The sequence below is a fragment of the Streptomyces sp. NPDC088553 genome (genome assembly GCF_044752965.1).
Taxonomy (GTDB): domain Bacteria; phylum Actinomycetota; class Actinomycetes; order Streptomycetales; family Streptomycetaceae; genus Streptomyces.
The window spans coordinates 588,536-612,442 of the sequence record NZ_JBIVMG010000005.1 but is presented as its reverse complement, the minus strand read 5'-3'; the positions used below and the strand labels follow the sequence as shown (position 1 = coordinate 612,442).

The 23,907-nt window shown below is 73.1% G+C and carries 24 protein-coding genes and 1 riboswitch; of the genes, 12 read left to right on the top strand and 12 right to left on the bottom strand.

Going from position 1 to position 23,907, the window contains the following annotated elements; genetic code table 11:
* The first annotated feature begins 273 nt into the window (after positions 1–273).
* Entirely contained in the window at positions 274–1,554 is a 1,281-nt protein-coding gene (locus ACIP8Z_RS19645) for a D-alanyl-D-alanine carboxypeptidase family protein (protein WP_402084942.1), read from the top strand.
* Here ACIP8Z_RS19645 and ACIP8Z_RS19640 read toward each other — a convergent pair.
* Positions 1,466–2,434 carry a YihY/virulence factor BrkB family protein gene (locus ACIP8Z_RS19640; RefSeq protein ID WP_402084939.1) on the bottom strand — a complete coding sequence of 323 codons (969 nt, stop codon included), beginning with the start codon at positions 2,432–2,434 and terminating at the stop codon, positions 1,466–1,468. The genes ACIP8Z_RS19645 and ACIP8Z_RS19640 overlap by 89 nt on opposite strands.
* 231 nt (positions 2,435–2,665) lie before the next feature.
* Here ACIP8Z_RS19640 and ACIP8Z_RS19635 point away from each other — a divergent pair, with 231 nt between their 5' ends.
* Together ACIP8Z_RS19635 and ACIP8Z_RS19630 are read left to right on the top strand one after the other, a co-directional pair.
* Positions 2,666–4,039 carry an FAD-binding oxidoreductase gene (locus ACIP8Z_RS19635; RefSeq protein WP_402084937.1) on the top strand — a complete coding sequence of 458 codons (1,374 nt, stop codon included), beginning with the start codon at positions 2,666–2,668 and terminating at the stop codon, positions 4,037–4,039.
* Between the two features lie 8 nt (positions 4,040–4,047).
* Positions 4,048–4,803, top strand: a complete 756-nt coding sequence (locus ACIP8Z_RS19630) for a decaprenylphospho-beta-D-erythro-pentofuranosid-2-ulose 2-reductase (protein ID WP_402084934.1) — start codon at positions 4,048–4,050, stop codon at positions 4,801–4,803.
* Between the two features lie 162 nt (positions 4,804–4,965).
* Here the strand turns inward: ACIP8Z_RS19630 and ACIP8Z_RS19625 are convergent, their stop codons facing one another.
* The gene (locus tag ACIP8Z_RS19625; RefSeq protein ID WP_402084932.1) at positions 4,966–5,556 is read right to left on the bottom strand and encodes a 2'-5' RNA ligase family protein; all 591 of its coding nucleotides are present in this window, start codon (positions 5,554–5,556) and stop codon (positions 4,966–4,968) included.
* Between the two features lie 91 nt (positions 5,557–5,647).
* Positions 5,648–6,661, bottom strand: a complete 1,014-nt coding sequence (trpS, locus tag ACIP8Z_RS19620; protein ID WP_402084930.1) for a tryptophan--tRNA ligase — start codon at positions 6,659–6,661, stop codon at positions 5,648–5,650.
* 56 nt (positions 6,662–6,717) lie between these two features.
* Here trpS and ACIP8Z_RS19615 point away from each other — a divergent pair, with 56 nt between their 5' ends.
* Entirely contained in the window at positions 6,718–7,338 is a 621-nt protein-coding gene (locus ACIP8Z_RS19615) for an RNA polymerase sigma factor (protein WP_402084928.1), read from the top strand.
* Complete coding sequence (locus tag ACIP8Z_RS19610) at positions 7,331–8,128, top strand: hypothetical protein (protein ID WP_402084926.1); 798 nt, start codon at positions 7,331–7,333, stop codon at positions 8,126–8,128. Before ACIP8Z_RS19615 ends, ACIP8Z_RS19610 begins: the two co-directional genes overlap by 8 nt.
* Positions 8,129–8,145: 17 nt before the next feature.
* On the opposite strand, the gene glyA is transcribed toward ACIP8Z_RS19610, so the two are convergent.
* On the bottom strand, positions 8,146–9,423 hold the full coding sequence (glyA, locus tag ACIP8Z_RS19605; RefSeq protein WP_402084924.1) for a serine hydroxymethyltransferase: 1,278 nt from the start codon (positions 9,421–9,423) through the stop codon (positions 8,146–8,148).
* A 70-nt stretch (positions 9,424–9,493) separates the two neighbouring features.
* A riboswitch (ZMP/ZTP riboswitch) is annotated at positions 9,494–9,584 on the bottom strand.
* A 122-nt stretch (positions 9,585–9,706) separates the two neighbouring features.
* Here glyA and rocD point away from each other — a divergent pair.
* The 3 genes from rocD (at position 9,707) to ACIP8Z_RS19590 (ending at position 11,562) form a co-directional block, all read left to right on the top strand.
* Positions 9,707–10,915 (top strand): ornithine--oxo-acid transaminase, encoded by a 1,209-nt coding sequence (gene rocD, locus ACIP8Z_RS19600; RefSeq protein WP_402084922.1) that lies wholly within the window; start codon positions 9,707–9,709, stop codon positions 10,913–10,915.
* Positions 10,916–11,032: 117 nt separating this feature from the next.
* Positions 11,033–11,170: a hypothetical protein gene (locus tag ACIP8Z_RS19595; RefSeq protein WP_402084920.1), complete on the top strand. Its 138-nt coding sequence runs from the start codon at positions 11,033–11,035 to the stop codon at positions 11,168–11,170.
* Positions 11,170–11,562: a type II toxin-antitoxin system VapC family toxin gene (locus tag ACIP8Z_RS19590; RefSeq protein ID WP_402084918.1), complete on the top strand. Its 393-nt coding sequence runs from the start codon at positions 11,170–11,172 to the stop codon at positions 11,560–11,562. Before ACIP8Z_RS19595 ends, ACIP8Z_RS19590 begins: the two co-directional genes overlap by 1 nt.
* Positions 11,563–11,590: 28 nt before the next feature.
* Here the strand turns inward: ACIP8Z_RS19590 and ACIP8Z_RS19585 are convergent, their stop codons facing one another.
* Entirely contained in the window at positions 11,591–12,775 is a 1,185-nt protein-coding gene (locus ACIP8Z_RS19585; RefSeq protein ID WP_402084917.1) for a glutathionylspermidine synthase family protein, read from the bottom strand.
* A gap of 14 nt (positions 12,776–12,789) precedes the next feature.
* A complete protein-coding gene (locus ACIP8Z_RS19580; protein WP_319310496.1) occupies positions 12,790–13,089 on the bottom strand; it encodes a hypothetical protein in 300 nt (99 codons plus the stop codon).
* A 91-nt stretch (positions 13,090–13,180) separates the two neighbouring features.
* Between ACIP8Z_RS19580 and ACIP8Z_RS19575 the strand changes: the two genes are divergently transcribed.
* The gene (locus tag ACIP8Z_RS19575) at positions 13,181–14,065 is read left to right on the top strand and encodes a hypothetical protein (protein WP_402084914.1); all 885 of its coding nucleotides are present in this window, start codon (positions 13,181–13,183) and stop codon (positions 14,063–14,065) included.
* A gap of 58 nt (positions 14,066–14,123) precedes the next feature.
* Here the strand turns inward: ACIP8Z_RS19575 and ACIP8Z_RS19570 are convergent, their stop codons facing one another.
* On the bottom strand, positions 14,124–15,644 hold the full coding sequence (locus ACIP8Z_RS19570) for a PLP-dependent aminotransferase family protein (RefSeq protein ID WP_402084911.1): 1,521 nt from the start codon (positions 15,642–15,644) through the stop codon (positions 14,124–14,126).
* Between the two features lie 47 nt (positions 15,645–15,691).
* On the opposite strand from ACIP8Z_RS19570, the gene ACIP8Z_RS19565 reads away from it, so the two are divergent.
* Together ACIP8Z_RS19565 and ACIP8Z_RS19560 are read left to right on the top strand one after the other, a co-directional pair.
* Entirely contained in the window at positions 15,692–16,216 is a 525-nt protein-coding gene (locus ACIP8Z_RS19565; protein ID WP_402084908.1) for a carboxymuconolactone decarboxylase family protein, read from the top strand.
* On the top strand, positions 16,213–16,968 hold the full coding sequence (locus tag ACIP8Z_RS19560) for an isocitrate lyase/phosphoenolpyruvate mutase family protein (protein WP_402084906.1): 756 nt from the start codon (positions 16,213–16,215) through the stop codon (positions 16,966–16,968). The genes ACIP8Z_RS19565 and ACIP8Z_RS19560 overlap by 4 nt, the downstream gene beginning before the upstream one ends.
* Positions 16,969–17,465: 497 nt before the next feature.
* On the opposite strand, the gene ACIP8Z_RS19555 is transcribed toward ACIP8Z_RS19560, so the two are convergent.
* From ACIP8Z_RS19555 to ACIP8Z_RS19540, 4 genes are all read right to left on the bottom strand, one after another.
* The gene (locus ACIP8Z_RS19555; RefSeq protein WP_402084904.1) at positions 17,466–18,455 is read right to left on the bottom strand and encodes a malate dehydrogenase; all 990 of its coding nucleotides are present in this window, start codon (positions 18,453–18,455) and stop codon (positions 17,466–17,468) included.
* 200 nt (positions 18,456–18,655) lie between these two features.
* On the bottom strand, positions 18,656–19,738 hold the full coding sequence (locus ACIP8Z_RS19550) for a DUF2690 domain-containing protein (protein ID WP_402084902.1): 1,083 nt from the start codon (positions 19,736–19,738) through the stop codon (positions 18,656–18,658).
* Positions 19,739–19,994: 256 nt separating this feature from the next.
* Positions 19,995–20,621 carry a DUF3017 domain-containing protein gene (locus ACIP8Z_RS19545; protein WP_402084899.1) on the bottom strand — a complete coding sequence of 209 codons (627 nt, stop codon included), beginning with the start codon at positions 20,619–20,621 and terminating at the stop codon, positions 19,995–19,997.
* 1 nt (position 20,622) lies between these two features.
* On the bottom strand, positions 20,623–21,483 hold the full coding sequence (locus ACIP8Z_RS19540; RefSeq protein WP_187623434.1) for a bifunctional methylenetetrahydrofolate dehydrogenase/methenyltetrahydrofolate cyclohydrolase: 861 nt from the start codon (positions 21,481–21,483) through the stop codon (positions 20,623–20,625).
* A gap of 251 nt (positions 21,484–21,734) precedes the next feature.
* On the opposite strand from ACIP8Z_RS19540, the gene ACIP8Z_RS19535 reads away from it, so the two are divergent.
* Positions 21,735–22,337 carry a hypothetical protein gene (locus ACIP8Z_RS19535; protein ID WP_319310511.1) on the top strand — a complete coding sequence of 201 codons (603 nt, stop codon included), beginning with the start codon at positions 21,735–21,737 and terminating at the stop codon, positions 22,335–22,337.
* Positions 22,338–22,396: 59 nt separating this feature from the next.
* Here the strand turns inward: ACIP8Z_RS19535 and ACIP8Z_RS19530 are convergent, their stop codons facing one another.
* Positions 22,397–23,851, bottom strand: a complete 1,455-nt coding sequence (locus ACIP8Z_RS19530; protein ID WP_402085319.1) for a DUF2079 domain-containing protein — start codon at positions 23,849–23,851, stop codon at positions 22,397–22,399.
* Positions 23,852–23,907 lie beyond the last annotated feature (56 nt).

Genomic DNA, 23,907 nt, shown 5'->3' with positions numbered 1-23,907 from the left:
TGCTCGGCACCCACGGCCGGAACGAAGGGGGTCAGGGCCTCTCACCTGCTCTTCTCTCTCGTTGAAGCTCTGCCGGTTAGTTACATGTAGAAAGCGATCCAGATGAACCAGCTCCACACCCCGAACGCGAGCAGGAACCAGGAGACGCGACGGCTGAACTTCACGCCCCCAGTATCACCGTCCGCCCCACTGGCCCCGCGGACGGGTGGACGAGCCCGGCCGAACGGCCAGCCGGGGTTCGGATCCTTGTTCCGTACCTGTACGTTCACGACCGTGTCTGCTTCGAAGAAGACCGCTTGGGCGGTCACTGCTGCTCTGTTCCTGCCGCTCGTCGTCGCTGCGCCCGCGCATGCGGACACGAAGGACGAGAAGGACAAGCAGCCCAAGCCCCCGAACGCGATGTCCTCGCTCGGCGGTCCGCTGCTCGCCAACCCCGGTACCCAGGTGAAGCTGGGGCCCGGCGCCCCGGTGCTGCCGAAGGAGCTGTCCGGGCGGTCCTGGATCGTCGCGGACGCCGAGAGCGGCGAGATCCTCGCCGCGCACAACGCGCACTGGCCGCTCGCCCCGGCCTCCACGCTCAAGATGCTCTTCGCGGACACCCTGCTGCCGAAGTTCCCCGACGCCCGGCTCAAGCACCTCGTCACCACCGCCGACCTGGCCGGGATAGGAGCGGGCTCCAGCCTGGTCGGCATCAAGGAGAAGCAGACCTACACCGTCCACGACCTGTGGCTCGGGGTCTTCCTCCGCTCGGGCAACGACGCCGTGCACGTCCTGACCAGCATGAACAGCGGCCTGCGTCAGACCGTGAAGGAGATGAACGACCACGCGGCCGAGCTCCAGGCGCTCGACACGCACGTGGTCTCCCCGGACGGTTACGACGCCCCGGGCCAGGTCTCCTCCGCGTACGACCTGACACTCATCGCCCGCAGCGGCATGCAGAAGCCCGCCTTCCGCGAGTACGCCGCCACGCCCCGCGCCGCCTTCCCCGGCGAGCAGAAGCCGGGCAAGAAGCGCGAGTCCTTCGAGATCCAGAACACCAACCGGCTGCTCACCGGTGACTTCGGCGTCGCCCCGTACCAGGGCATCGCCGGCGTCAAGAACGGCAACACCACGCACGCGGGTGCCACCTTCACCGGTGTCGCGGAGCGCAACGGCAAGGTGCTGCTCGTCACCGTGATGAACCCCTCGTCGAAGGAGCAGCACGCGGTCTACCGCGAGACCGCCCGGCTGCTCGACTGGGGCTTCGCCGCGGCCGGGAAGGTGACCCCGGTCGGCGAGCTGGTGCCGCCGCGGTCCGCCCGTACCGAGACGACCGCCCCGGACGACGGTTCGGTCCCGGCGCCCGGCAAGAACGCCCCGGACGGCACCGTCCAGGCGGCCGCCGCGGAGCGGTCCGGGGGCATCGGGATCGCGCTCGGCGTGGCCGGCGGGGTCCTCGTGCTCCTCGCCGGTGCCGTCTTCCTGGTCAACCGCCGCTGGCCGCTGGCCGGGGCGGCGGGACGTCGTCGCCGTTCCCGCCGGAGCCCGGAGGGGAACCCGGACGTGAACCCGTAGCGGACTCGGACCCGTCGTCGGCCGCGGACTCCCGTCGGGAGCCCGTGGCCGTCCACGCGGCGCAGTACAGCAGCAGCTTCGCCGTGAAGTTGATCCAGAGGAGCAGGGCGACCGGCACGCCGAACGCCCCGTACATCGACTTCGAGGCGACGCCCCTCATGTAGCCGCCGAGCAGCAGCTTCAGCAGCTCGAAGCCGACCGCGCCCATCAGTGCCGCCACGGCGAGCCGGCGGCGCGGCGGGTGCACGCCGGGCAGCAGCGTCAGGACGTACAGCAGGATCAGGAAGTCGGCGACGACGGCGACCAGGACGGCGGCCGTCTGCAGGAGGTAGCCGCCGGCTCCCTCGCCGGAGATCCCGATCCGGTCGGCGCTCCAGCCGACGGCGGTGGAGCCGAGCCAGGACGCGGCGAGCGAGGCGAGGGCCACGCCGCCGAGGCCGACGAGGATGAGCCCGTCCTTGCCCTTGAGCAGGATCGGGTTGCCCTCGATGTCGTCGAGCCCCCACACCGCCCGCAGACAGTCCCGCATGGAGCCGACCCAGCTGATGCCGGTGACCAGCAGGATCGCGCCGGCGACGAGTCCGACGGTGCCGGCGTTGTCGACGAGCCCGCTGATGTTGAGCTGGTCGGAGATGCCGGGCACCTGGTCGCTGATCTTGTCCTCGATCTTGTCGAGCTGCTCCTTGCTGAGGAGTGCGGCCCCGATCGCGGCGGCGACCGTGATCAGCGGGAAGAGGGCGAGGAAGGACACGAAGGTGATCGCGGCGGCGAGCCGGGTCCAGTGGGCCGCGTCGAGGGTCTCGTACGAGCGCCAGGCATGGGTCCGCATGAGCCGGGCGACCCAGGGGCCGATGACGGGGAGCTTGGTCAGCCAGTCCATGTCGTACGTCTGCCCCTCGATCCGTTCGGTGCGCGGAGAGCGCAGTACGAGAATCCCCCGTCGGGGCCCGCGTACCCGCGAACGACATCCCGCACCCCGCGAGCGGCATCCGTGCGCGGCCGTCCGCCGGGGGCTTCGGGCTTCTTTTCCGACACTGCTTTCATCACCCATTTCGACGAACCGCTCCGCAATACCGGCATAAGCGACAGACGCGGCTATACGGTCACCCTCATGGCTGTCGAGACCCTCGTCCTGGACGACGACTGCGAAACGATCACCGGCTGGGGACGCACCGCACCGACCCTCGCGCGCGTGCGGCGGCCCCGCGGTCACGCCGAGGTCGCCGACGCCGTCCGCTCCTCCGGAGCCCGCGGCGCGATCGCCCGAGGTCTCGGCCGCGCCTACGGTGATGCCGCACAGAACGCCGGCGGCACCGTCCTCGACATGACCGGCCTGGACCGGATCCTCGCCGTCGACGCCACCGCCGGGCTCGTCGTCTGCGAGGCGGGCGTCAGCCTGCACAGGCTGATGGAGGCGCTGCTCCCGCTCGGCCGGTTCGTGCCGGTCACCCCCGGCACCCGGTACGTGACCGTCGGCGGCGCGATCGGCGCCGACGTCCACGGCACGAACCACCTGGTCTCCGGCTCCTTCGGCCGGCACGTGACCGCGCTCGAACTCCTCACCGCCGACGGCGAGATCAGGACCGTGCTGCCCGGCACCCCGCTCTTCGACGCCACCACCGGCGGCATGGGCCTGACCGGTGTGATCCTGACCGCCACCCTGCGGCTGCCGCCCGTCGAGACCTCGCTCATGACCGTGGACACCGAGCGCGCCCCCGACCTCGACGAGACGATGGCCCGGCTCGCCGCCGCCGGCCACCGGTACCGCTACTCCGTCGCCCGGATCGACCTGCTCGCCCGGGGCGCCGCCACCGGCCGCGCCGTCCTCACGCACGGCGACCACACCCCGTACGACGCACTGCCCCGCCGCCACCGGGCCCGCCGGGCACCGCTCGCGTTCCGCCCCGTACGGCTGCCCGCGCCTCCGCCGTACGTGCCGGGCGGCCTCCTCGGCCGTACCACCGTCGGGCTCCTCAACGAGCTCCGGTACCGGGCTCCCCGCACGCGTACCGGCGGCGTCCAGTCGCTCGCCGCCTTCCTGCATCCGCTCGACGGCATCCCGCACCGGAACCGGATCCACGGGCGCGCGGGGTCCGTCCCGTACCAGTTCGTCGTCCCGTACGGGCAGGAGGAGGCCCTGCGCAGGGTGGTCAGGCGGATCGCGGACCGCCGCTGCCCCGCCCTCGGCGCCGTCCTCCAGCGCTTCGGCGCGGGAGGCCCCGGCCCGCTGTCGTTCCCCCTGCCCGGCTGGACGCTCGCCCTCGACCTGCCCGCCGGCCTGCCCGGACTCGGCGTCTTCCTCGACTCGCTCGACGAGGAGGTCGCGGGGGCGGGCGGCCGGGTCTACCTCGCCAGGGACTCCCGCGTACGGCCGGAGGCGCTGGCCGCGATGTACCCGCGGCTCGGCGAGTTCCGGGCGCTGCGCGCCGCGCTCGACCCCCGGTCCGCCCTCACCTCGGACCTCTCCCGTCGCCTCGACCTCTAGGAGCCCCCATGAAGGACGCCTTCGGTGCCCCGCAGTCCCTGCTCGTCCTCGGCGGCACCTCCGAGATCGGGCTCGCCACCGCCCGCCGGCTGATCGCCCGCCGCACCCGGACCGTCTGGCTGGCCGGACGCCCCTCCCCCGCGCTCACCGCCGCGGCGGACTCCCTGCGGGCGCTGGGCGCGGACGTGCGCACCGTCCCCTTCGACGCGCTCGACACCGAGTCGCACGAGGAGCGCCTGGGGAAGATCTTCACGGAGGGCGACATCGACATGGTGCTGCTCGCCTTCGGGGTCCTCGGCGACCAGGCGCGCGACGAGTCCGACCCGGTCGCCGCCGTCCGCGTCGCGCAGACCAACTACACCGGCGCCGTCTCGGCCGGTCTGGTGTGCGCGGGCGCGCTCCAGGCGCAGGGGCACGGCTCGCTGGTGGTGCTCTCGTCGGTGGCGGGCGAGCGGGCCCGCCGCGCCGACTTCATCTACGGCTCGTCGAAGGCGGGGCTCGACGCCTTCGCCCAGGGCCTGGGGGACGCGCTGCACGGCACCGGGGTGCACGTCATGGTCGTACGGCCCGGGTTCGTCCGCTCGAAGATGACGGCCGGGCGCGCGGAGGCGCCGCTCGCGACCACGCCGGAGGCGGTCGCGACCGCGATCGAGCTGGGGCTGCGGCGGCGCTCGGAGACGGTGTGGGTGCCGGGGGCGCTGCGGATGGTGATGGCGGCGGTACGGCACGTGCCGAGGGGGCTGTTCCGACGGCTTCCGGTGTGACGTGCGGGGGGGGTGCCCGCGTACGCGCGTCGTGACGTACGCGCGTAGGGGGGGTCCAGAAGTACAGGCGTCCTCACGTACCCGCGTGCGGGGGTCCAGACGTACGCGGGTACGGGCGTCCTGTACGCGCGTCAGACGGGCCGACGTTCCGACGCGTCGGCTCTAGGCCGTGGGCGTCGGTGTGTCCACCGGGCTGCCGCCCTGCGCTGGCACCGCCGAGATGGGGCGGCCGCTGCCGAACTCGTAGTCGTACAGCTTCCGCCAGACCCCGTCCGAGCCCTGCTCGTACAGAGCGAACGAGCGGCAGGTCCAGGCCGCCTCGTACCCGGCGAGCTCCTCGAACGCCCGGTCCATCCCCTCCTCGGAGATGCCGTGCGCCACGGTGACATGCGGGTGGTACGGGAACTGGAGCTCGCGCGCGAGGGGGCCCGCCTCGTCCCGGATCCGGTGCTGGAGCCGGTTGCAGTGGGGCACGCCCTCCTTCAGCTTCACGAAGACGACCGGGGAGAGCGGGCGGAAGGTCCCGGTGCCCTTGAGGCGTACGGGGAAGGGCTGGTGGTCGGCGGCGACACCCGCGAGGTGCGCCTCGATCTCCGGCAGCCGCTCCTCGGCGACCTCCGTCGGCGGGACCAGGGTGACGTGCGTGGGGATGCCGTACGCGGCAGGGTCCCCGAAGCCGGCGCGCCGCTCCTGGAGCAGGCTGCCGTAGGGCTCCGGGACCGCGATCGAAACGCCGAGCGTTACGGTCCCCACGTCGTTCTCCTCCGTCGTCGGTCGACTTGTGTCGGGTGGTGCAGCCGCCAGTGTGCGGCCTGCACCACCCTTTGGGCCAGGGTCCTTGGTCTCAGTGCTTGGCCGGCAGGAAGCCGATGCGCTCGTACGTCTGCGCCAGCGTCTCGGCGGCGACCGCGCGGGCCTTCTCGGCTCCCTTGGCCAGGAGCGAGTCCAGCGTCTCCGGGTCGTCCAGGTATTCCTGGGTACGGGTCCGGAACGGCGTGACGAACTCCACCATGACCTCGGCGAGATCCGTCTTCAGCGCGCCGTACATCTTGCCCTCGTAGCTCTTCTCCAGGTCCTCGACGGAGGTGGAGGTGAGCGTGGACATGATGGTGAGCAGGTTGGAGACGCCGGCCTTGTTCTCCGGGTCGAAACGGATCACCGTCTCGGTGTCGGTGACCGCGCTCTTGACCTTCTTCGCGGTGGTCTTCGGGTCGTCCAGGAGGTTGATGAGGCCCTTCGGCGTGGACGCCGACTTGCTCATCTTGATCGCCGGGTCCTGGAGGTCGTAGATCTTCGCCGTCTCCTTGAGGATGTACGGCGCCGGGATCGTGAACGTCTCGCCGAAGCGGCCGTTGAAGCGCTCCGCGAGGTCACGGGTCAGCTCGATGTGCTGGCGCTGGTCCTCGCCCACCGGGACCTGGTTGGCCTGGTAGAGCAGGATGTCCGCGACCTGCAGGATCGGGTACGTGAAGAGGCCGACGGTGGCGCGGTCGGCGCCCTGCTTGGCGGACTTGTCCTTGAACTGGGTCATGCGGGAGGCCTCGCCGAAGCCGGTGAGGCAGTTCATGACCCAGCCGAGCTGGGCGTGCTCGGGGACGTGGCTCTGGACGAACAGGGTGCAGCGCTCGGGGTCGAGACCGGCGGCGAGCAGCTGGGCCGCGGCGAGCCGGGTGTTGGCGCGCAGCTCGGCGGGGTCCTGCGGGACCGTGATCGCGTGCAGGTCGACGACCATGTAGAAGGCGTCGTGGGTCTCCTGGAGGGCGACCCACTGGCGGACGGCGCCGAGGTAGTTGCCGAGGTGGAACGAGCCTGCGGTGGGCTGGATTCCGGAGAGCACGCGGGGAACGTCAGAGGCCATGCACATCATTCTCTCAGGTGTGGGAACCGATCCCGGACTGCCGGTGTATCAAGAGTGTGAGGACGCGGGAGGGGGGCCTGGTCGACGACGAGGCCGCGGTGATCGCACGGGTCCGCGCCGGGGAGCCGGAGGCGTACGCGGCGCTGGTCCGCGCGCACACGGCGGTCGCGCTGAGAGCCGCGGTGGCGTGCGGCGCGGGCGCGGAGGCCGAGGACGTGGTGCAGCAGGCCTTCTTCAAGGCGTACCGCTCGCTCGGGCGTTTCAAGGAGGGCGCGGCGTTCCGGCCGTGGCTGCTGCGGATCGTCGTCAATGAGACCAGGAACACAGTGCGGTCGGCGGGTCGGCGGCGGGCCGTCGCCGACCGGGAGGCGGACCTGCTCGGAGGTGAGCCGCGGATACCGGAGTCGGCCGACCCGGCGGTCGCGGCGGTGGAGCGGGAGCGGAGCAGACGGCTCCTCGACGCGCTCGACGGACTGGGCGAGGACCACCGGCAGGTGGTGATCCACCGCTATCTCCTCGAACTGGACGAGACGGAGACGGCGCGGGCGCTCGGCTGGCCGAGGGGCACGGTGAAGTCCCGGCTGAGCCGGGCGCTGAAGAAGCTGGGTCTGGTGCTCGGGGAGAGCCTGACGGACGGACCGACCGAAGGACCGGAGGGAGGTGAGGGGCGTGGCTGACGAGGGTCTGCCGGACGAGCTGAGGGAGCTGGGACGGCGGCTGCGGGTGCCGGACGTGGACGGGGAGTCGATGGCCGAGCGGGTGCTCGCCCAGCTCCTCGCCGAGCAGGTGCCGACGCCGGTGCCGGTCCGTCGTCGACGGGACGCGTGGGCGTCGGTACGGGGCTGGGCGCGGGTGCGGTGGCGTGCCCTCGTGGCGGGCCTGACCGGGGTGCTGATCGTCCTGGTGCTCACCCCGCCGGTGCGGGCGACGGTGGCGGAGTGGTTCGGCTTCGGCGGGGTCGCCGTGCGGTACGCCCCGGACGGGCGGCACGTCCCGGCCGGGGGCCCGGTGCCGGGGTGCCCGGAGCCGGTGCCGCCGGCGGAGGCCGGGCGGCTGGCCGGCTTCGAGCCGCTGATACCGGGGGCGCTCGGCGCGCCGGACGCGATAGCGGTGACGGGGTCGGCCGAGCGGGGCCGGGCGGTGATCAGTCTGTGCTGGCGCGACGGGGGGCGGACGGTCCGGCTGGACGAGTTCCCGGCCCGGCTGGACATCGGGTTCGCCAAGCAGGTGCGGACACAGCCGGAGTGGGTCGATCTCCCGGACGGCGCGCACGGGTACTGGTTCGCGGCGCCGCATCTGCTGACGTTCCCGATGACCGACGGGACGGGCACGGCCTGGACCCATGAGGTCCGCACGGCGGGCCCCACGCTCCTCTGGACGAGGAACGGGGGCGCGCTCACCTTCCGCCTGGAGGGCATACCGGACCGTGAGGAGGCCCGGCGGGCGGCGGAGTCGGTCGGCGGCTGACGGGCCGGCCGTACGGGTCAGGCCGGGAGGCCCGGGGCCGGGAAGGCGCCCATCAGGTCGGCGACCTCCGCGCGGACGGCGGCGAGGGCCTGCTCGTCGCCCGTGCCGGCGGCGGCGACACCGCGGTCGATCCAGTCGGCGACCTGGCCCATGTGCTCGGTGGTGAGGCCGCGGGAGGTGAGGGAGGGAGTGCCGATGCGGATGCCCGAGGGGTCGAACGGCTTCCGGGGGTCGTAGGGGACGGTGTTGTAGTTGACGACGATGCCCGCCCGGTCGAGGGCCTTCGCGGCGATCTTGCCCGGGACCTGCTTGGGGGTGAGGTCCATCAGGATCAGGTGGTTGTCGGTGCCGCCGGAGACGAGGTCGAAGCCGCGGGCGAGGAGCGCGTCGGCGAGGGCCTTGGCGTTGGCGACGACGGCGTGGGCGTAGTCACGGAAGGAGGGCAGGGAGGCCTCGCGGAGGGCGACCGCGATGGCGGCGGTGGTCTGGTTGTGCGGGCCGCCCTGGAGGCCGGGGAAGACGGCCTTGTCGAGGGCCTTGGCGTGCTCCTCGCGGGACATCAGCATGGCGCCGCGCGGGCCGCGGAGGGTCTTGTGGGTGGTCGTGGAGATGACGTCCACGTGCGGGACCGGGGACGGGTGGGCGCCGCCGGCGATCAGGCCGGCGATGTGGGCGACGTCGGCGACAAGCACGGCACCGGCCTCGCGGGCGATCTCGCCGAAGGCGGCGAAGTCGATCGTGCGGGGCAGCGCGGTGCCGCCGCAGAAGATCACCTTGGGGCGCTCCTTGAGGGCGAGCTCGCGGACCTCGTCGAAGTCGATGAGGCCCGTGTCCTGGCGGACGCCGTACTGGACGCCGCGGAACCACTTGCCGGTGGCGGAGACGCCCCAGCCGTGGGTGAGGTGGCCGCCCATGGGCAGGGCCATGCCCATGACGGTGTCGCCGGGCTCGGCGAAGGCGAGGTAGACGGCGAGGTTGGCCGGGGAGCCGGAGTAGGGCTGGACGTTGGCGTGGTCGACGCCGAAGAGGGCCTTGGCGCGCTCGACGGCGAGGGTCTCGACCTGGTCGATGTTCTGCTGGCCCTCGTAGTAGCGGCGGCCGGGGTAGCCCTCGCTGTACTTGTTCTGGAGGACGGTGCCGGAGGCTTCGAGGACGGCGGCGGAGACGTAGTTCTCGCTGGGGATGAGGCGCAGGGTCTCGGCCTGGAGGCGTTCCTCGGCGCCGACGAGGGCGGCGAGCTCGGGGTCGGCGGCGGCGAGCGCGGGGTGGGTGTACTGGTGCTGCGGCGTGGTCATGGTGTGTCCTCCGGGCGTCGGCGGGTCCCGGGGCGCTGCGTGAGAGGCGGCGCCACGCGGGACTTCGGTCCCGTGACGCCCAGGCGGGCGGCGTCTCGTGTGGTCTGCCGCGCACGGCTCCCCCGGGGTCGCTTCCCCGCGCGCCAGTCGCCGTGCGTGATTTCAGAGTAGCTGGCGCGGCGCGCGTGAGGTTTCCCGGTCCGGCATCCGAGCGACGATAGAAACAGGGGCCACACCCCCTCGTCGGGGTCACCCCCCGAGCCGCAGGACGAACGGAGATCCCGTGTCGAGCACACAAGACGCGATCGCTTCGGCGGAGGCGCACAGCGCTCACAACTACCACCCCCTGCCGGTCGTCGTCGCCTCGGCGGACGGCGCCTGGATGACCGATGTCGAGGGGCGCCGCTATCTCGACATGCTCGCCGGTTACTCGGCGCTCAACTTCGGGCACGGCAACCGGCGTCTGATCGACGCGGCGAAGACCCAGCTGGAGCGGGTGACGCTGACGTCGCGCGCCTTCCACCACGACCGGTTCGCCGAGTTCTGCACCCGGCTCGCCGAGCTGTGCGGGAAGGAGGCGGTGCTGCCGATGAACACCGGCGCGGAGGCGATCGAGACGGCCGTGAAGACCGCCCGGAAGTGGGGGTACGAGGTGAAGGGCGTGCCGGACGGGCACGCGAAGATCGTGGTGGCGGCGAACAACTTCCACGGCAGGACGACGACGATCGTCAGCTTCTCCACGGACCACGAGGCGCGGGACCACTTCGGTCCGTACACCCCGGGGTTCGAGATCGTGCCGTACGGGGACCTGACGGCGATGGAGGCGGCGGTCACCGAGAACACGGTGGCGGTGCTGCTCGAACCGATCCAGGGCGAGGCGGGGGTCCTGGTCCCGCCGGCGGGCTATCTGGCGGGGGTGCGGGAGCTGACCCGCCGGCGGAACGTGCTGTTCATGGCGGACGAGATCCAGTCGGGTCTGGGCCGGACGGGCCGGACGTTCGCGTGCGAGCACGAGGGCGTGGTGCCGGACGTGTACGTCCTGGGGAAGGCGCTGGGCGGCGGGGTGGTGCCGGTGTCGGCGGTGGTCGCCGACCGGGAGGTGCTCGGGGTGTTCCGGCCGGGTGAGCACGGGTCGACGTTCGGCGGGAATCCGCTGGCCTGCGCGGTGGCCCTGGAGGTGATCGCGATGCTGCGGACGGGCGAGTACCAGGAGCGGGCGGCGGAGCTGGGCGAGCATCTGCACGCGGAGCTGGGGCTGCTCGTGGGCGGCGGGGCGGTGGAGGCGGTGCGCGGTCGTGGGCTGTGGGCCGGCGTGGACATCGCGCCGTCGCACGGCACGGGCCGGGAGATCTCGGAGAAGCTGATGGAGCGGGGTGTGCTGGTGAAGGACACCCACGGCTCGACGATCCGGATCGCGCCGCCGCTGGTCATCTCGAAGGAGGACCTGGACTGGGGTCTGGAGCAGTTGAGGGGGGTGCTGGCGGAGGAGTGACGCCTCGCCGACGCCGGGGGCGGTGCGTGGAGTGACGCCTCGCCCCGGCGGTCCGGGCGCCTCGGGGCTTCCCGCCTTCTCCGCGTACATCGCGAGGCCCTGGAGCAGCGCCTCGCGATGGAGCGGCTGCGTGAGATCGTCGCCGATTTCGAGATCGACCACGATCCGCTGACCCGCGCCGAAGTCGAGGCCGCCCGCGCCCGGTCGCGTCACGACACGGCGCAGGACGGCCCGGCGGGCGGGGCCGCCGCCTGATGCACGGCACCCTGCTCCTGGACAGCGAGGGCCTCTCCCGGCTGCACCGCGAGGACCGCACGGTCCTGACCCTCGTCCAGGCGGCCGCCGAGGAGGGCGTGCGCGTGGCCACCACGGTGACGACCCGCGTGGAGGCCGACCACGACCGCGTCCATCCGGCCCGGATCCGATGGGTCCTGTCGAGGATCGACGTGCACCCCGTGACCAGGGCCGTTTCCGACGAGGCAGCCCGCCTGCTCCGCGAACACCGCCTGCACGGCCACAAGCACGCGATCGACGCCACGCTCGCCGCCGTCGCCCTGAGTGCGCGGGCCCCCGTCACCGTGCTGACCTCGGATCCCGAGGACCTGACGCTGCTCTGCGGGCCCTCCGTCGCGATCGTCAAGATCTGAGCCGCCCGGAGGGACCGCCCCCGGACGGCTAAAGGATCACGTGCGGGAGGAAGCGGGCGTACTCGTCGGTGACGAGGCTCGCCGACTCCCGGATGCCGAGTCCCGCCGCCTCGTCCTCGACGACCCACGCGCCGAGCACCACCCGGTTGCCGTCGAAGTCGGGCAGCGGGGCCAGTTCCTGGTAGCAGCAGGGTTCCCCGTCCCGTACGAACGGCTCCGCGCCTGCCTCGTGCAGGGTGACGCCCGCGCCCTCGCGGCCGAGCAGCGGCTTGGCGACCCAGCCGGTGGTCGTGGCGAGTTCGCGGGGTCCGTCGAGGTAGGCGGGCAGCAGGTTGGGGTGGCCCGGGTACAGCTCCCACAGGATCGCCAGGAGCGCCTTGTTGGAGAGCAGCATCTTCCAGGCGGGCTCGATCCAGCAGGTGGTGCCGGTGCCGCCGCCGTTGTCGAGGGTGTCCAGGACGTGCCGGCCGAAGCGGTCGGTGGTCAGCCACTCCCACGGGTAGAGCTTGAAGCAGCTCCGGATGAACCGGAGCCGGTCGTCCACGAAGCGGCGGGAGAGCCGGTCCCAGCCGATCCGTTCGACGGAGAGCGCCTCGGTCTCCAGTCCGGCCTGCTGGGCGGTCTCGCGCAGATACGCGACCGTCATCAGGTCCTCGCCCAGCTCGTCGCCGTCCGAGTGCGCGAAGTGGAGGGGGCCGGGAGGCAGCAGAGGGGCCTGCTTCCGCCACGCGTCGACGAGCCGTTCGTGGAGGGAGTTCCACTGGTCGGCGCCGGGGAACCGTTCCTCCATCCAGAACCACTGCGGGCTCGCGGCCTCCACGAGCGAGGTGGGGGTGTCGGCGTTGTACTCCAGCATCTTGGCCGGGCCGGTGCCGTCGTAGCGGAGGTCGAACCGCCCGTAGAGGGAAGGGAGTTCGGCGCGCCGCCGCCAGGACTCGGCGACCAGGGACGCGAGCTTCGGATCGGTGATCCCCAGCTCGGCGAACCGGTCCCGCTCGACGATGTGCGCGGCCGCCGCGAGGCACATCGCGTGCAGCTCCTCCACGACCTCCTCAAGGGCCTCGACCTCGGGCAGGCTGAAGGAGTAGTACGCGCTCTCGTCCCAGTACGGACGCAGCGAACCGTCCGGGTAGCGGGTCAGCGGGTAGACGAGCCCCTGCTCCTCCACCGTCTCCTGCCAGCCGGGCCGGGGCTCGATGGTGTGCCGTCGCATGTGCCGGGCCTCTCTCAGCCGCCGCCGGAACCGGAGCAGCCGAAACCGCCGGTGTCGACGGCCTTCTTGTCGAAGCTGCCACCGCTCACGCGGTTGTCGCGTATGGAGCCGCCGTAGTAGTACGAGCCCCGGTGGGTGCTGCCGCCGTTGTCGTCGTCGCTGCCGCCGCCGCTCTCGCACTCGTAGCTGGGCAGCGTCTCCCGGGTCACCGGGTCCACGCACCGCTTGTCCGGGTCGGAGCCGCACGCGGTGATCGTCGCCGCGAGCACACCCATTCCGCCGAGCACCACCGTGCTCGACCTCAGCCTCCGCATGTCCCTGGCCCTCCCCTTCGCAGTCGCGACCGCACAGTGTAGGCCGGTCAATTCCAGCCGCAGCGCCTAGAGTCATTTCGTGCTACTCGGGATGATTTGTGCGCTCGCCTCGTCCGTCTGCTTCGGCGCGGCCTCGGTTCTCCAGGCGATGGGGGCCCGCGCCACGGCGCCGGGGACCGGTGGCGGAGTCGACATCGCGCTGATGTGGCGGGTGCTACGGCAGTGGCGGTACATCGCCGGCCTGAGCATGGACGGCCTCGGGTTCGTCCTGCAGATCGTGGCCCTGCGGACCCTGCCCATCTACGTGGTCGGCGCGGCCCTCGCCGCGAGCCTGGCGGTCACGGCGGTCATCGCCTCCCGGGTGCTGCGGGTGCGGCTCAGCCGGGTGGAGTGGACGGCGGTGGGCGTGGTCTGCGCGGGGCTCGCGCTGCTGGCCCTCGCCTCCGGGAAGGAGGGCCACCAGGACGGCCCCGAGTGGCTGCCCTGGGCGCTGCTCGTGAGCGCCTTCGGGGTGCTGCTGCTCGGCGTCGTGGGCGGGCGGCTGCCGGCGAAGCCCCGCGCCCTCGTCCTCGGCCTCGGGGCGGGATTCGGCTTCGGGGTGGTGGAGGTGGCGGTCCGGCTGATCGACGGGATCGATTTCGCCGATCCGGTCTGGTACGCGCTCCTGGTGGGCGGCGGGGCCGCGTTCGTGCTGCTGACCTCGGCGCTCCAGCGCGGTTCGGTGACCACGGCGACGGCGGGCGCGGTGCTCGGCGAGACGGTCGCCCCCGCGATCATCGGGGTGGCCTGGCTCGGCGACACCACCCGGGAGGGCCTCGGCTGGCTCGCGGTCACCGGCTTCGCGATCGCGGTGGCGGGCTCCCTGACCCTGGCCCGCTTCGGCGAACCGCCGGAGGTGGACGCGAGCGGGCGGACGGTGGAGGCGGGGGCGGCGGGATCGGGCACGGGCCGGAGCCCGGGGCGGGACGCCTCCTAGCCGCCCGCCAGGCCCCGGGGAAGCCTCCTAGCCGCCCCCAGGCGGCGGGCGACGCCGCCTAGACGCCCCCCGGCGCCTGGGGCAGCACCCGGCACAGGGCCTGGAGGGCGCTCTGCCAGGCGCTGTCCGGGGGTGTCGCGTAGCCCACGACGAGGCCGTCCAGGGTCGCCGGCACCGTCGGGCGGCGGAACTGGTCGACGCCCTGAACCGCGAGGCCGTTCCAGGCGGCGGCCCGCAGCACCTCCTGCTCCGTGCCCGGCGGCAGGGCGAGCACGGCGTGGAGACCGGCCGCGATCCCGCTGACCCTCGTCTCCGGCGAGTGCGCGGCCACCGCCGCCACCAGCTGGTCCCGGCGCCGCCGGTAGCGCAGCCGCATCGCCCGTACGTGCCGGTCGTACGCCCCCGAGCCCAGGAACTCCGCGAACGCCAGCTGGTCCGGCGCGCTGGACACCCAGTCCACGACCCCCTTCGCCGCCACCACCTCGCCGACCAGGCTCTCCGGCAGCACCATCCACGCGAGCCGCAGCCCCGGGGCGAGGGACTTGCTCGCGGTGCCGAGGTAGACGACCCGCTCGGGATCGAGGCCCTGGAGGGCGCCCACCGGCTGCCGGTCGTACCGGAACTCCCCGTCGTAGTCGTCCTCCAGGACGAAACCGCCCGAGGCCCGCGCCCAGTCGACGACCTCCGCACGCCGGTCCGGGGGCAGTGCGCCGCCCAGCGGGAACTGGTGGGCGGCCGTCATCAGGACGGCTCCGGCCGAGCCGAGGGGCCCGGACTCCTCGACCCGGGTGCCGCGTTCGTCGAAGGGCAGGACCGGGGTGCCGAGGCCCGCGCCGGTGAGGAGCCCCGCGTGCAGGCCGAGCCCGTACGACTCGATCGCGACGTCGCGGACGCCCCGGCTCCGCAGCACCTGACCGATCAGCATCAGACCGTGCACGAAACCCGCGCAGACGACGATCCGTTCGGGCCGGGCGTACACGCCCCGCGCGCGGGCCAGGTACTCGGCGAGGACGGTGCGCAGTTCGATCCGGCCGCGCGGATCGCCGTACCCGAAGGCCTCGTTGGGGGCGGCGGTGAGCGCCCGCCGGTACGCCTTGAGCCACTCGGCGCGCGGGAAGGACGCCAGGTCGGGGGTGCCGGCCTTCAGGTTGTGCGCGGGCGTGGCGGGCCGGGACTGGGCGCGCGCGGGAGGGGCGACGACGGGCCGGCCCCCAGGGCGGGGCTCGGAGTTGCGGGGCTCGGCGCGACGGGGTGCGGCACCGCGAGGATCCGCCCGGCCGGGCTCGGCGCGACGGGGCTCGGGGCGGCGGGGCTCGGCGCGGCGGGCGACCCGGGTGCCGGAGCCCTGCCGGGCCGTGAGCCAGCCCTCGGCGACGAGTTCGGCGTAGGCGTCGGCGACGGTGTTACGGGCCATGCCCAGGTCCGCGGCGAGCGACCGGGAGGACGGCAGCCGGGTGCCCGCCTCCAGACGCCCGCTGCGCACCGCCTCGCGGAGCGCGTCCATGAGCCCGGCGCGCAGCCGCGGACCGCGCAGTTCCAGATGGAGGTCGGCCCCGAAAGTGGCCCACTTGTTCGCCATACGAATGGACCATACTCCTGAGCCACCTGGCTCGTACGGTGAAGAACATGACCACGCACACGAACACCATCGACACCCTCGACACCACCGCGCCGGCCGAGTACGCCCACGAGCACGCCCCGCGCCTCCCGCTCGCCGAGCGCGTCCCCGAGTTCTACCGGGCGATGCTGCGCCTGGAGACGGCGGCGGCCAAGGGCATCGACCCGACCCTGTACCACCTGATCAAGATCCGGGCCTCGCAGGTCAACCACTGCGCCTTCTGCATCGACATGCACACCAAGGACGCGCTGGCCGAGGGAGAGACCGTCGAGCGGATCGTGCAGCTCTCCGCCTGGGAGGAGTCCCGGCACTTCTACACCGAGCGGGAACTCGCCGCCCTCGCGCTGACCGAGTCCGTCACCGTCCTCACCGACGGCTTCGTCCCCGACGAGGTGTACGCCCGCGCCGCCGAGCAGTTCGACGAGACCGAGCTCGCCCGCGTCATCAGCGCGATCGTCGTCATCAACGCGTGGAACCGGATCGGCGTCACCACCCGGATGACGCCCGGCCACTACACCCCGCGCAGCGCATGAGCCCGACCGTGGGCTCGGCGGCCCAGGTCCTGCACCGCCTCCACCGGGACCGGGTGGCCGGCGATCCGCTGGTGCTGCCCGGCCCGTGGGACGCGGTCAGCGCCCGCGCCTTCGAGGCGGCCGGGTTCCCGGCGCTCGCGACGCCGAGCGCCGGGATCGCCGCCTCCCTCGGGTACGAGGACGGGGCGACCCCGGCGGCCGAGATGTTCGCCGCCGTGACCCGGATCGTCCGGGCCGTCTCCGTGCCCGTGACGGCTGACCTGGAGGGCGGCTACGGGCTGCCGGCGCCCGAACTGGTGGAACGCGTACGGGAGTCGGGGGCCGTCGGCGTGAACCTGGAGGACACCGGACCGGGCGGCGGGCTCAAGGAGCCGCGGGCGCACGCCGAGTGGCTGGCGGAGGTACGGGCCGCCGCGGGACCCGGACTCCTCGTCAACGCGCGCGTGGACACGTACATCCGCGGGGCGTCCGAACCGCTGGAGGAGGCGATCGCCCGCGCCCGTCTCTACGCGGCGGCCGGGGCGGACTGCGTCTACCCGATCGCCGCCCCGCCCGCGGACCTCCCGGCCCTGCGCGCCGCCCTCGGGAACCTCCCGCTCAACGCGCTGGCCGCCCCGGACGGCGGCCCGTCCTTCGCCGAACTCGGCCGGCTCGGCGCGACCAGGATCACCTTCGGCGACGGCCTGCTCCTGCGCGCGCGGGACGACCTGGCCGCGCTGGCGACGAAGCTCCGCGGGAACGCGACGGTTTGAGACGCCCTGCACACCCCTGCACGACACCCCGCGAGGCGCCCCGCGCGGGGCCCCGCCCGTCCACCAGGTCCCGTTCGGCGCCCCGCTCGTCTCAGCCGCCGAGCAGCGCGCCGGCGGCCTGTCCGGCGGCCACGCCCGAGGCGAGGATCCCGGTCACCGCGCCCGCGTCCGTCAGGGCGCGGCGCACCCGGGTGAGCCGGCCCGCGTCCGCGCGGCCCGTGCTCTCGATCTCGTCCTCGGCGCCGGAGAGTTCGCCGCCCAGGGCGGCCGTCTGCTCCGTGGGGACGACCCCGCCGAGGTCGACACGGAGCCGGCGGATGGCCTGGAGCAGTTCCTCCTTGACGCCCCTGACGCCCCTGAGCCCCTGACGCCCCTGACGCTCAACCGGCGCAGCCTACGGCCGACTTGAGGCCCCGTCCCGGAGCATGAAAAACGGCGCCCCCGCGCCGTACGGTCGGTCGTACGGTTCGGGGGCGCCGGGCGCGTGGAGCCGGGACTCAGATGAGGCCGAGCTCGCGGACCGCGTCGCGCTCCTCGGAGAGCTCCTTCACCGAGGCGTCGATCCGGCCGCGCGAGAAGTCGTTGATCTCCAGGCCCTGGACGATCTCGTACTTGCCGTCGGTGCAGGTGACGGGGAAGGAGGAGATGAGGCCCTCCGGGACGCCGTACGAGCCGTCCGACGGGATGCCCATGGAGGTCCAGTCGCCGGCGGCGGTGCCGTTGACCCAGGTGTGGACGTGGTCGATGGCGGCGTTCGCGGCCGAGGCGGCGGAGGACGCGCCACGGGCGTCGATGATCGCGGCGCCGCGCTTGGCGACGGTCGGGATGAAGTCGTCGGCCAGCCACGCCTCGTCGTTGACGATCTCGGCGGCGTTCTTGCCGGCGATCTCCGCGTGGAAGATGTCCGGGTACTGGGTCGCGGAGTGGTTGCCCCAGATGGTGAGGCGCTTGATGTCCGTGACCGAGGAGCCGGTCTTCTTCGCCAGCTGCGTCAGCGCGCGGTTGTGGTCCAGGCGGGTCATGGCGGTGAAGCGCTCGGCCGGCACGTCCGGGGCGGACTGCTGCGCGATGAGGGCGTTGGTGTTGGCCGGGTTGCCGACGACGAGGATCTTGATGTCGTCCGCGGCGTGGGCGTTGATGGCCTGGCCCTGCGGCTTGAAGATGCCGCCGTTGGCGGCGAGCAGGTCGCCGCGCTCCATGCCCGGACCGCGCGGGCGGGCGCCCACGAGCAGGCCGATGTTGGCACCCTCGAAGCCCTTGTTCGGGTCGTCGAAGATGTCGATGCCCTTGAGCAGCGGGAAGGCGCAGTCGTCGAGCTCCATGGCGGTGCCCTCGGCGGCCTTCACGCCCTGCGGGATCTCGAGGAGGCGCAGCTTGACCGGCACGTCCGCGCCGAGCAGGTGGCCGGAGGCGATGCGGAAGAGCAGCGCGTAGCCGATCTGGCCGGCCGCGCCGGTCACGGTGACATTCACGGGAGTGCGGGTCATGGCGATCTCCGTAAGACAGCTGGCGGTGGGGGTCCCTGCCCCTGGTGCGGGATAGCTCTCTTGATCGATCGGTGTCTCGACATGAAGAGATATCCAGCGGTCAGGCTATCCGACCCGGGCCCCGGTGAATCCCCACCCCCTTGTGGTCCGGCTCACTGCCGCCCGTCCGCGCGGCCGCGGTCACCCGTCCGCGCACGCGCTCACGGGCCGGTGGTGCAGCCTTCGCCGCCGTCGGCGAGCCGCCCGCAGGCGCGTGCGGCCGTGGCGGAGGCGACGGCGACCATCGGCGTGTACGCGTCGGTCTCCTTGGCCACCGTGTCGGTGCCGACGGCGACGGTCGCGCGCCGCTCGGCGTCCCCGGCGCGGATCGTCACCGTGTCCCGGGGCGCGCCGCCGGTGAGCCGGGCCCAGGCCGCCCCGCAGGTCTCGCTGTAGCGGACCTCGACCTGCGCGGTGCCGACGACGGCGCGGGCGACGGTGGTGGCGAGGGGGCCGCCGCACCCCATGGCCTCCGGGTCCTGGCCGGTGCAGTCGGGACCCGCGCACCGCACGCCCGGGGGCAGGCTGGTGCGCTGGGTGGTGGGCGGGGCGGTGGTGGCGGGCGGGGCGGCCGCCTTGTCGCCCTCGCCCGGGCCCTCGGAACCGCCGAGGTCGACGAGGAGCAGGGCGGCGGTGACGACGAGCAGCGCGCCCACGACGCCGGTGACGGCGAGCAGGACCTTGCGGCGGCGGGAGTCGGGGGTGCGCGCGGGAGGCGCGTCGGGGGTGGGGACGGGGTTACGGGGCGGGGGCACGGCGGCGCCGGGAGCGGGGGCGCCGGTGGCGGGCGCGCTCGGGGCCGGGCTGCCCGGCGCCGGCGTGCCCGAGGCCGGGGGTGGCGCCGCGGGGCCGGGCCGGTCCAGGCGACGGATCCGCATGGTGCGGTCGTCACCTCCGGGACCGCCGCGGAAGCCACCGTCGCCGTCCTCGGGCTCGCCGTCCCCGCCCCTGCCCCTGTCACCGACCGGCGCGGCCGTGCGGGCCCAGGCCCGCTCCGCGCGCTCCCAGTCGGTCGCGAGAGCCGCCGGGTCGCTTCCGGTCACCTCGGCGAGTGCCACGACGGCGCTCCGGGGCACGGGCTGACGGGCGTTCAGGTACGTGGCCCACGCGGACCGTTCGTGCCCGGTGCGCTCGGCGACGGCCGTGACGCCGAGGCCGCTGCGGTCGATGAGCCGACGGAGCCGTTCCGTGAACGCACGGACGTCCGGGTCGAGTTCCTCCGGCAGCGCCTTCCAGCCAGGCATGGCGGTCCCCCCTTGTCCCGTGCCTCCCGCGTCTCCCCTGCTCCACCGAAGGATGGCAGGTCCGGGAGCGATGCGTGCCCCGGATGCGCGGCGGAGGTACCGGAATGGTCACTTCCGTGCCACAGGGGGTTGCCGGGCCTTGAACCGACCTTGGCACGTACATGACCCTTGATCGCAGCGGCGCCCGCCCTCCCACGGGGGAGAGGGCGGGCGCCGCGCCACCTGCCGTCCGGGTCGCCCGGAGGTCAGCCGACCGTCAGGTGACCGTCAGGTGGAGGACGTCCTCCAGGAACGGGATCCTCAGCCACGGCTGCGGCTGCACCATGAGCGCGAGCAGCACGATCAGGCCACCCATGACCCCGTACGTGATCATGTCCGTGAAGCGGGACCGTACGGCGAGCATGCCCACCGAGGGCAGCACCCGGCGCAGCACGGCCCCCAGGAGGAGCGCCGCTCCGACCAGCATGGTGCCGATGCGGAAGGACTGCGGGAAGGCGTCCGTCCCGACCACGAGCAGACCGAGCCCGGCGAGGCCGAGCACGGTGAGCAGGGGCCACTGCCGGGCGGGCGCCGGGGCGTCACCGGGAGCCGCCCGGCCGCCGCCCTCGGGCCGCGCGGTGTCGGTGGTGAGGCTGGGCGCGGGACGCTTCCAGGCCGTGGCACCACCGGTCGAGGCACCCTGGGAGGCACCTCCGCCCGAAGCACCCCCGGAGGCACCCGCGGTCGAAGCGCCCCCGGGCGCGGCGCCGGCGCCCGAGGGGCGCGAGCCCGAAGCGCCGGAGCCCGAGGCTCGCGCGCCCGACGCCCTGGCGCTCCCGTTCTTCGACGGCCCGTCGGCCGCCCCGTCCGGGGTCCCGGCTGTGCCCGGGGTCCCGGGGGTCACGTCAGAGCGCCGCGGCCGCGCGCTCGGCGGCCTCGACGACGTTGACGAGGAGCTGGGCGCGGGTCATCGGGCCGACGCCGCCGGGGTTCGGGGAGATCCAGCCGGCCACCTCGGAGACGCCCGGGTCCACGTCGCCGACGATCTTGCCCTCGCCGTTGCGGGAGACGCCGACGTCGAGGACGGCCGCGCCCGGCTTCACGTCCTCGGGCTTGATCAGGTGCGGCACACCGGCCGCCGCGACGATGATGTCGGCGTTCCGCAGGTGCGCCGACAGGTCCCGGGTGCCGGTGTGGCACTGGGTCACGGTCGCGTTCTCGGAGCGGCGGGTGAGGATGAGCGGCATCGGGCGGCCGATGGTGACACCGCGGCCGACGACCACGACCTCCGCGCCGTTGATCTCCACACCGTGCGCGCGGAGCAGCGTGATGACGCCGTTCGGCGTGCAGGGCAGCGGGGCGGGCTCGTTGAGGACGAGTCGGCCGAGGTTGGTCGGGTGCAGACCGTCGGCGTCCTTGGCCGGGTCCATCAGCTCCAGGATGCGGTTCTCGTCGATGCCCTTGGGGAGCGGGAGCTGCACGATGTAGCCGGTGCAGGCCGGGTCCTCGTTGAGCTCCCGTACGACCGCCTCGATCTCCTCCTGGGTGGCGGTGGCGGGCAGCGTGCGCTGGATCGAGGCGAGGCCGACCTGCGCGCAGTCGCGGTGCTTGCCGGCCACGTACTTGTGGCTCGCCGGGTCGTCGCCGACCAGGACGGTGCCGAGTCCGGGTGTGATGCCCTGCTCCTTGAGGGCCGCCACACGGACGGTCAGATCGGACTTGATCGCGGCTGCGGTGGCCTTGCCATCGAGAATCTGGGCGCTCATGGAGACATCCTCCCGGATGACCCCCGCCTTGTTCCAATTCGCTCGTGCCGGGCGGGCGGTCACACGGAGCGACGGGTTGCACTTGCACAACTCCGATGCGTATCGACTGGACAAAAAGTCGACCAAGCGACCACGATGATCGGCGAAGTACCGCGGAAAGTGCCGGGGGGAATCCGCTCACATCCCGTGAAAAGTCCTCCGCGCGGGCCGCGTCGTCCCCGCACAGAGAAATTTCACGGAGGAAACCCGCGATGAGCTTCGGTGACCCGAACAACCCGTACGGCCAGCCGCAGGGCCAGGGCCAGGGCCAGCAGCCCGGTTACGGCTACCCGCAGCAGGCCCCCCAGGGCGTGCCGCCGCAGCAGGGCTACGGCTACCCGGCGGCTCCGCCGGTCTCCCCGTACGGCGGGGGCGGCTACCCGGGCATGGCCATGGAGATGCCCGGTGGTGTGAAGGCCGCGCGCGTGATGCTGTGGATCCTCGGCGCGTTCAACGTGCTCGGTGGCATCGCGGCGATCGGCATCTCCTTCGCCGTCGACAGCGAGCTGGAGAAGTCGGGCGCCTCGTCCGCCGACGCCGAGGCGTTCGCAGACCTGGGTCAGGGCATCCTGATCGGCGCGGGCATCGTCTCGCTCATCTTCGCCGTGCTCGGCATGGTGCTCGCCGCCAAGTTCAAGTCCGGCGGCAACGGCGTCCGGATCGGCTCCATCGTCTGGGCCGCGTTCGCCGTGGTGTTCAGCCTCTTCTCGCTGCCGCTCGGCATCGTGAGCCTCGTGCTCGGCGTCCTGATCATCGTCTTCGTGGCGAAGTCGGACGGCTCGGCCTGGTTCAACCGCAACAAGCAGCAGTACTGATCCACACATGGCTGGGGCCCGGTTCCGTACGGAACCGGGCCCCAGCCATGTGTGGCGCGTCAGACCCGCTTGAGGACCGCGAAGCCGTCCGAGCGGTGGGTGATCTCGTACCGCGCCTCGGGATGCAGTTGCGAAGCCAGCTGCTCGGGGTCCGAGACCTGCTGCGACCAGCCGCGCAGGTCGAAGGCGAGGTAGTCCGGGGTGGCGCCCTTCGACGTGCCGACCCAGTAGACCCGGTGGTCCGCCGTGAGGTGGGCGAGGAGCGAGACGTCCGTCTCCACGCTCGCGCCCTCCGGCACCGCGTCGACCGCCGCCCGTGCCTGCTCGGCCCGGATGTCCGTCCGGTACGTCTCCGGCTTCGTCAGCTCCCGCAGCGGCAGGTTCGCCGCGAGCACCAGCGCGACCGCCGTCGCCACCGGGACGACGACCTTCCCGTACGAGGCGAGCCAGGCGCGCGGGGAGGTGCGCACCGAACGGACGCCGTCCACCAGGGCCAGGAAGACCACCGGCATGAGGATGGCGCTGTAGTGCCAGTGCATGCCCCAGTGGTTGGGGTCCTGGGAGAGGAAGCGCCAGCCGAGCGTGGGCAGCACGAGCAGGATCAGGGGGGAGCGCAGGGCGAGGAAGCCGGTGATCGCGAGCAGGAAGACCACCATCTCCCAGCGCTCGCCCGAGGTGAGCGCGTCGCCGATGACCTGCCCGAAGGAGGTCTCGGTGCCCTGCCCGGTCTTCTCGATCTTCGACCAGTAGTCGTACTGGCCGACCCGGCTCGCCGCCGGGATCAGGACGAGGACGGTCAGCGCGAACGCCGCCGCGCCGAAGCCGGCCAGGGCCGCGCCGAGCCGCTTCTGCCCCTTCAGGAAGAGGACCACGCCGACCATCGAGACGGTCAGGCCCATGTCCTCCTTGACGAGGACGAGCGGGGCGGCCCAGGCGGCGGCCGCGGTCCAGCGCCCGAGGAGCAGGGCCCGGCAGGTCAGGGCGAGCATCGGAACGGCGAAGGCGATCTCGTGGAAGTCGGACTTGACGGCTTCCTGGAGCCCCCAGGAGAGCCCGTACGCGAGGGCGAGGCCGATGCCGGCGGCCCGGCTGCCGAGGATCTGCTGGGTGGTGCGGCCGACGACGACGGCGCCGAGGGCGAAGAGCGCGGCCTGGGCGAAGAGCAGCGAGACCGGCGAGGACCAGACCCAGTACAGCGGCGCGAGGAGCGCCGTGACGGGGCTGAAGTGGTCGCCGAGTATGTGGAAGCCGGGGCCCTTGATGTCGACGACGGGGGCCCGGAACTCGGCGTAGGCCCGGACGGACTGCCCGAAGATCCCGAGGTCCCACGAGGGGGTGCGGAAATGCGTGTACTGCACCCAGGAGTAGAGGAAGTACAGGCCGCACAGGACGCCCGCGAGGATCAGGTACGGGCGGAGCGGGGCCGGCGCGAGGCCGTCCGGCGCCTCGGTGCGCGAGGCGCCCGGCGTGCCGGTGCCGGCCTCCTCGGCGGACCTGTTCTGTACGTCCAACACCACGCCCCCACTACCAGTGGTCGACAAAAGAGCAACCCATTAGACCAGAGTCCACT

Coding starts and splice junctions, on each gene's coding strand:
- ACIP8Z_RS19550 (WP_402084902.1), bottom strand. CDS start 19,738: ATGCCTGGCTGGAAGGCGCTGCCGGAGGAACTCGACCCGGACGTCCGT.
- ACIP8Z_RS19555 (WP_402084904.1), bottom strand. CDS start 18,455: ATGACCCGCACTCCCGTGAATGTCACCGTGACCGGCGCGGCCGGCCAG.
- ACIP8Z_RS19640 (WP_402084939.1), bottom strand. CDS start 2,434: ATGGACTGGCTGACCAAGCTCCCCGTCATCGGCCCCTGGGTCGCCCGG.
- ACIP8Z_RS19540 (WP_187623434.1), bottom strand. CDS start 21,483: ATGAGCGCCCAGATTCTCGATGGCAAGGCCACCGCAGCCGCGATCAAG.
- ACIP8Z_RS19580 (WP_319310496.1), bottom strand. CDS start 13,089: ATGCGGAGGCTGAGGTCGAGCACGGTGGTGCTCGGCGGAATGGGTGTG.
- ACIP8Z_RS19595 (WP_402084920.1), top strand. CDS start 11,033: ATGGAGCGGCTGCGTGAGATCGTCGCCGATTTCGAGATCGACCACGAT.
- ACIP8Z_RS19575 (WP_402084914.1), top strand. CDS start 13,181: ATGATTTGTGCGCTCGCCTCGTCCGTCTGCTTCGGCGCGGCCTCGGTT.
- ACIP8Z_RS19560 (WP_402084906.1), top strand. CDS start 16,213: ATGAGCCCGACCGTGGGCTCGGCGGCCCAGGTCCTGCACCGCCTCCAC.
- ACIP8Z_RS19570 (WP_402084911.1), bottom strand. CDS start 15,644: ATGGCGAACAAGTGGGCCACTTTCGGGGCCGACCTCCATCTGGAACTG.
- ACIP8Z_RS19535 (WP_319310511.1), top strand. CDS start 21,735: ATGAGCTTCGGTGACCCGAACAACCCGTACGGCCAGCCGCAGGGCCAG.
- glyA (WP_402084924.1), bottom strand. CDS start 9,423: ATGACCACGCCGCAGCACCAGTACACCCACCCCGCGCTCGCCGCCGCC.
- ACIP8Z_RS19585 (WP_402084917.1), bottom strand. CDS start 12,775: ATGCGACGGCACACCATCGAGCCCCGGCCCGGCTGGCAGGAGACGGTG.
- trpS (WP_402084930.1), bottom strand. CDS start 6,661: ATGGCCTCTGACGTTCCCCGCGTGCTCTCCGGAATCCAGCCCACCGCA.
- ACIP8Z_RS19635 (WP_402084937.1), top strand. CDS start 2,666: ATGGCTGTCGAGACCCTCGTCCTGGACGACGACTGCGAAACGATCACC.
- ACIP8Z_RS19630 (WP_402084934.1), top strand. CDS start 4,048: ATGAAGGACGCCTTCGGTGCCCCGCAGTCCCTGCTCGTCCTCGGCGGC.
- ACIP8Z_RS19565 (WP_402084908.1), top strand. CDS start 15,692: ATGACCACGCACACGAACACCATCGACACCCTCGACACCACCGCGCCG.
- ACIP8Z_RS19590 (WP_402084918.1), top strand. CDS start 11,170: ATGCACGGCACCCTGCTCCTGGACAGCGAGGGCCTCTCCCGGCTGCAC.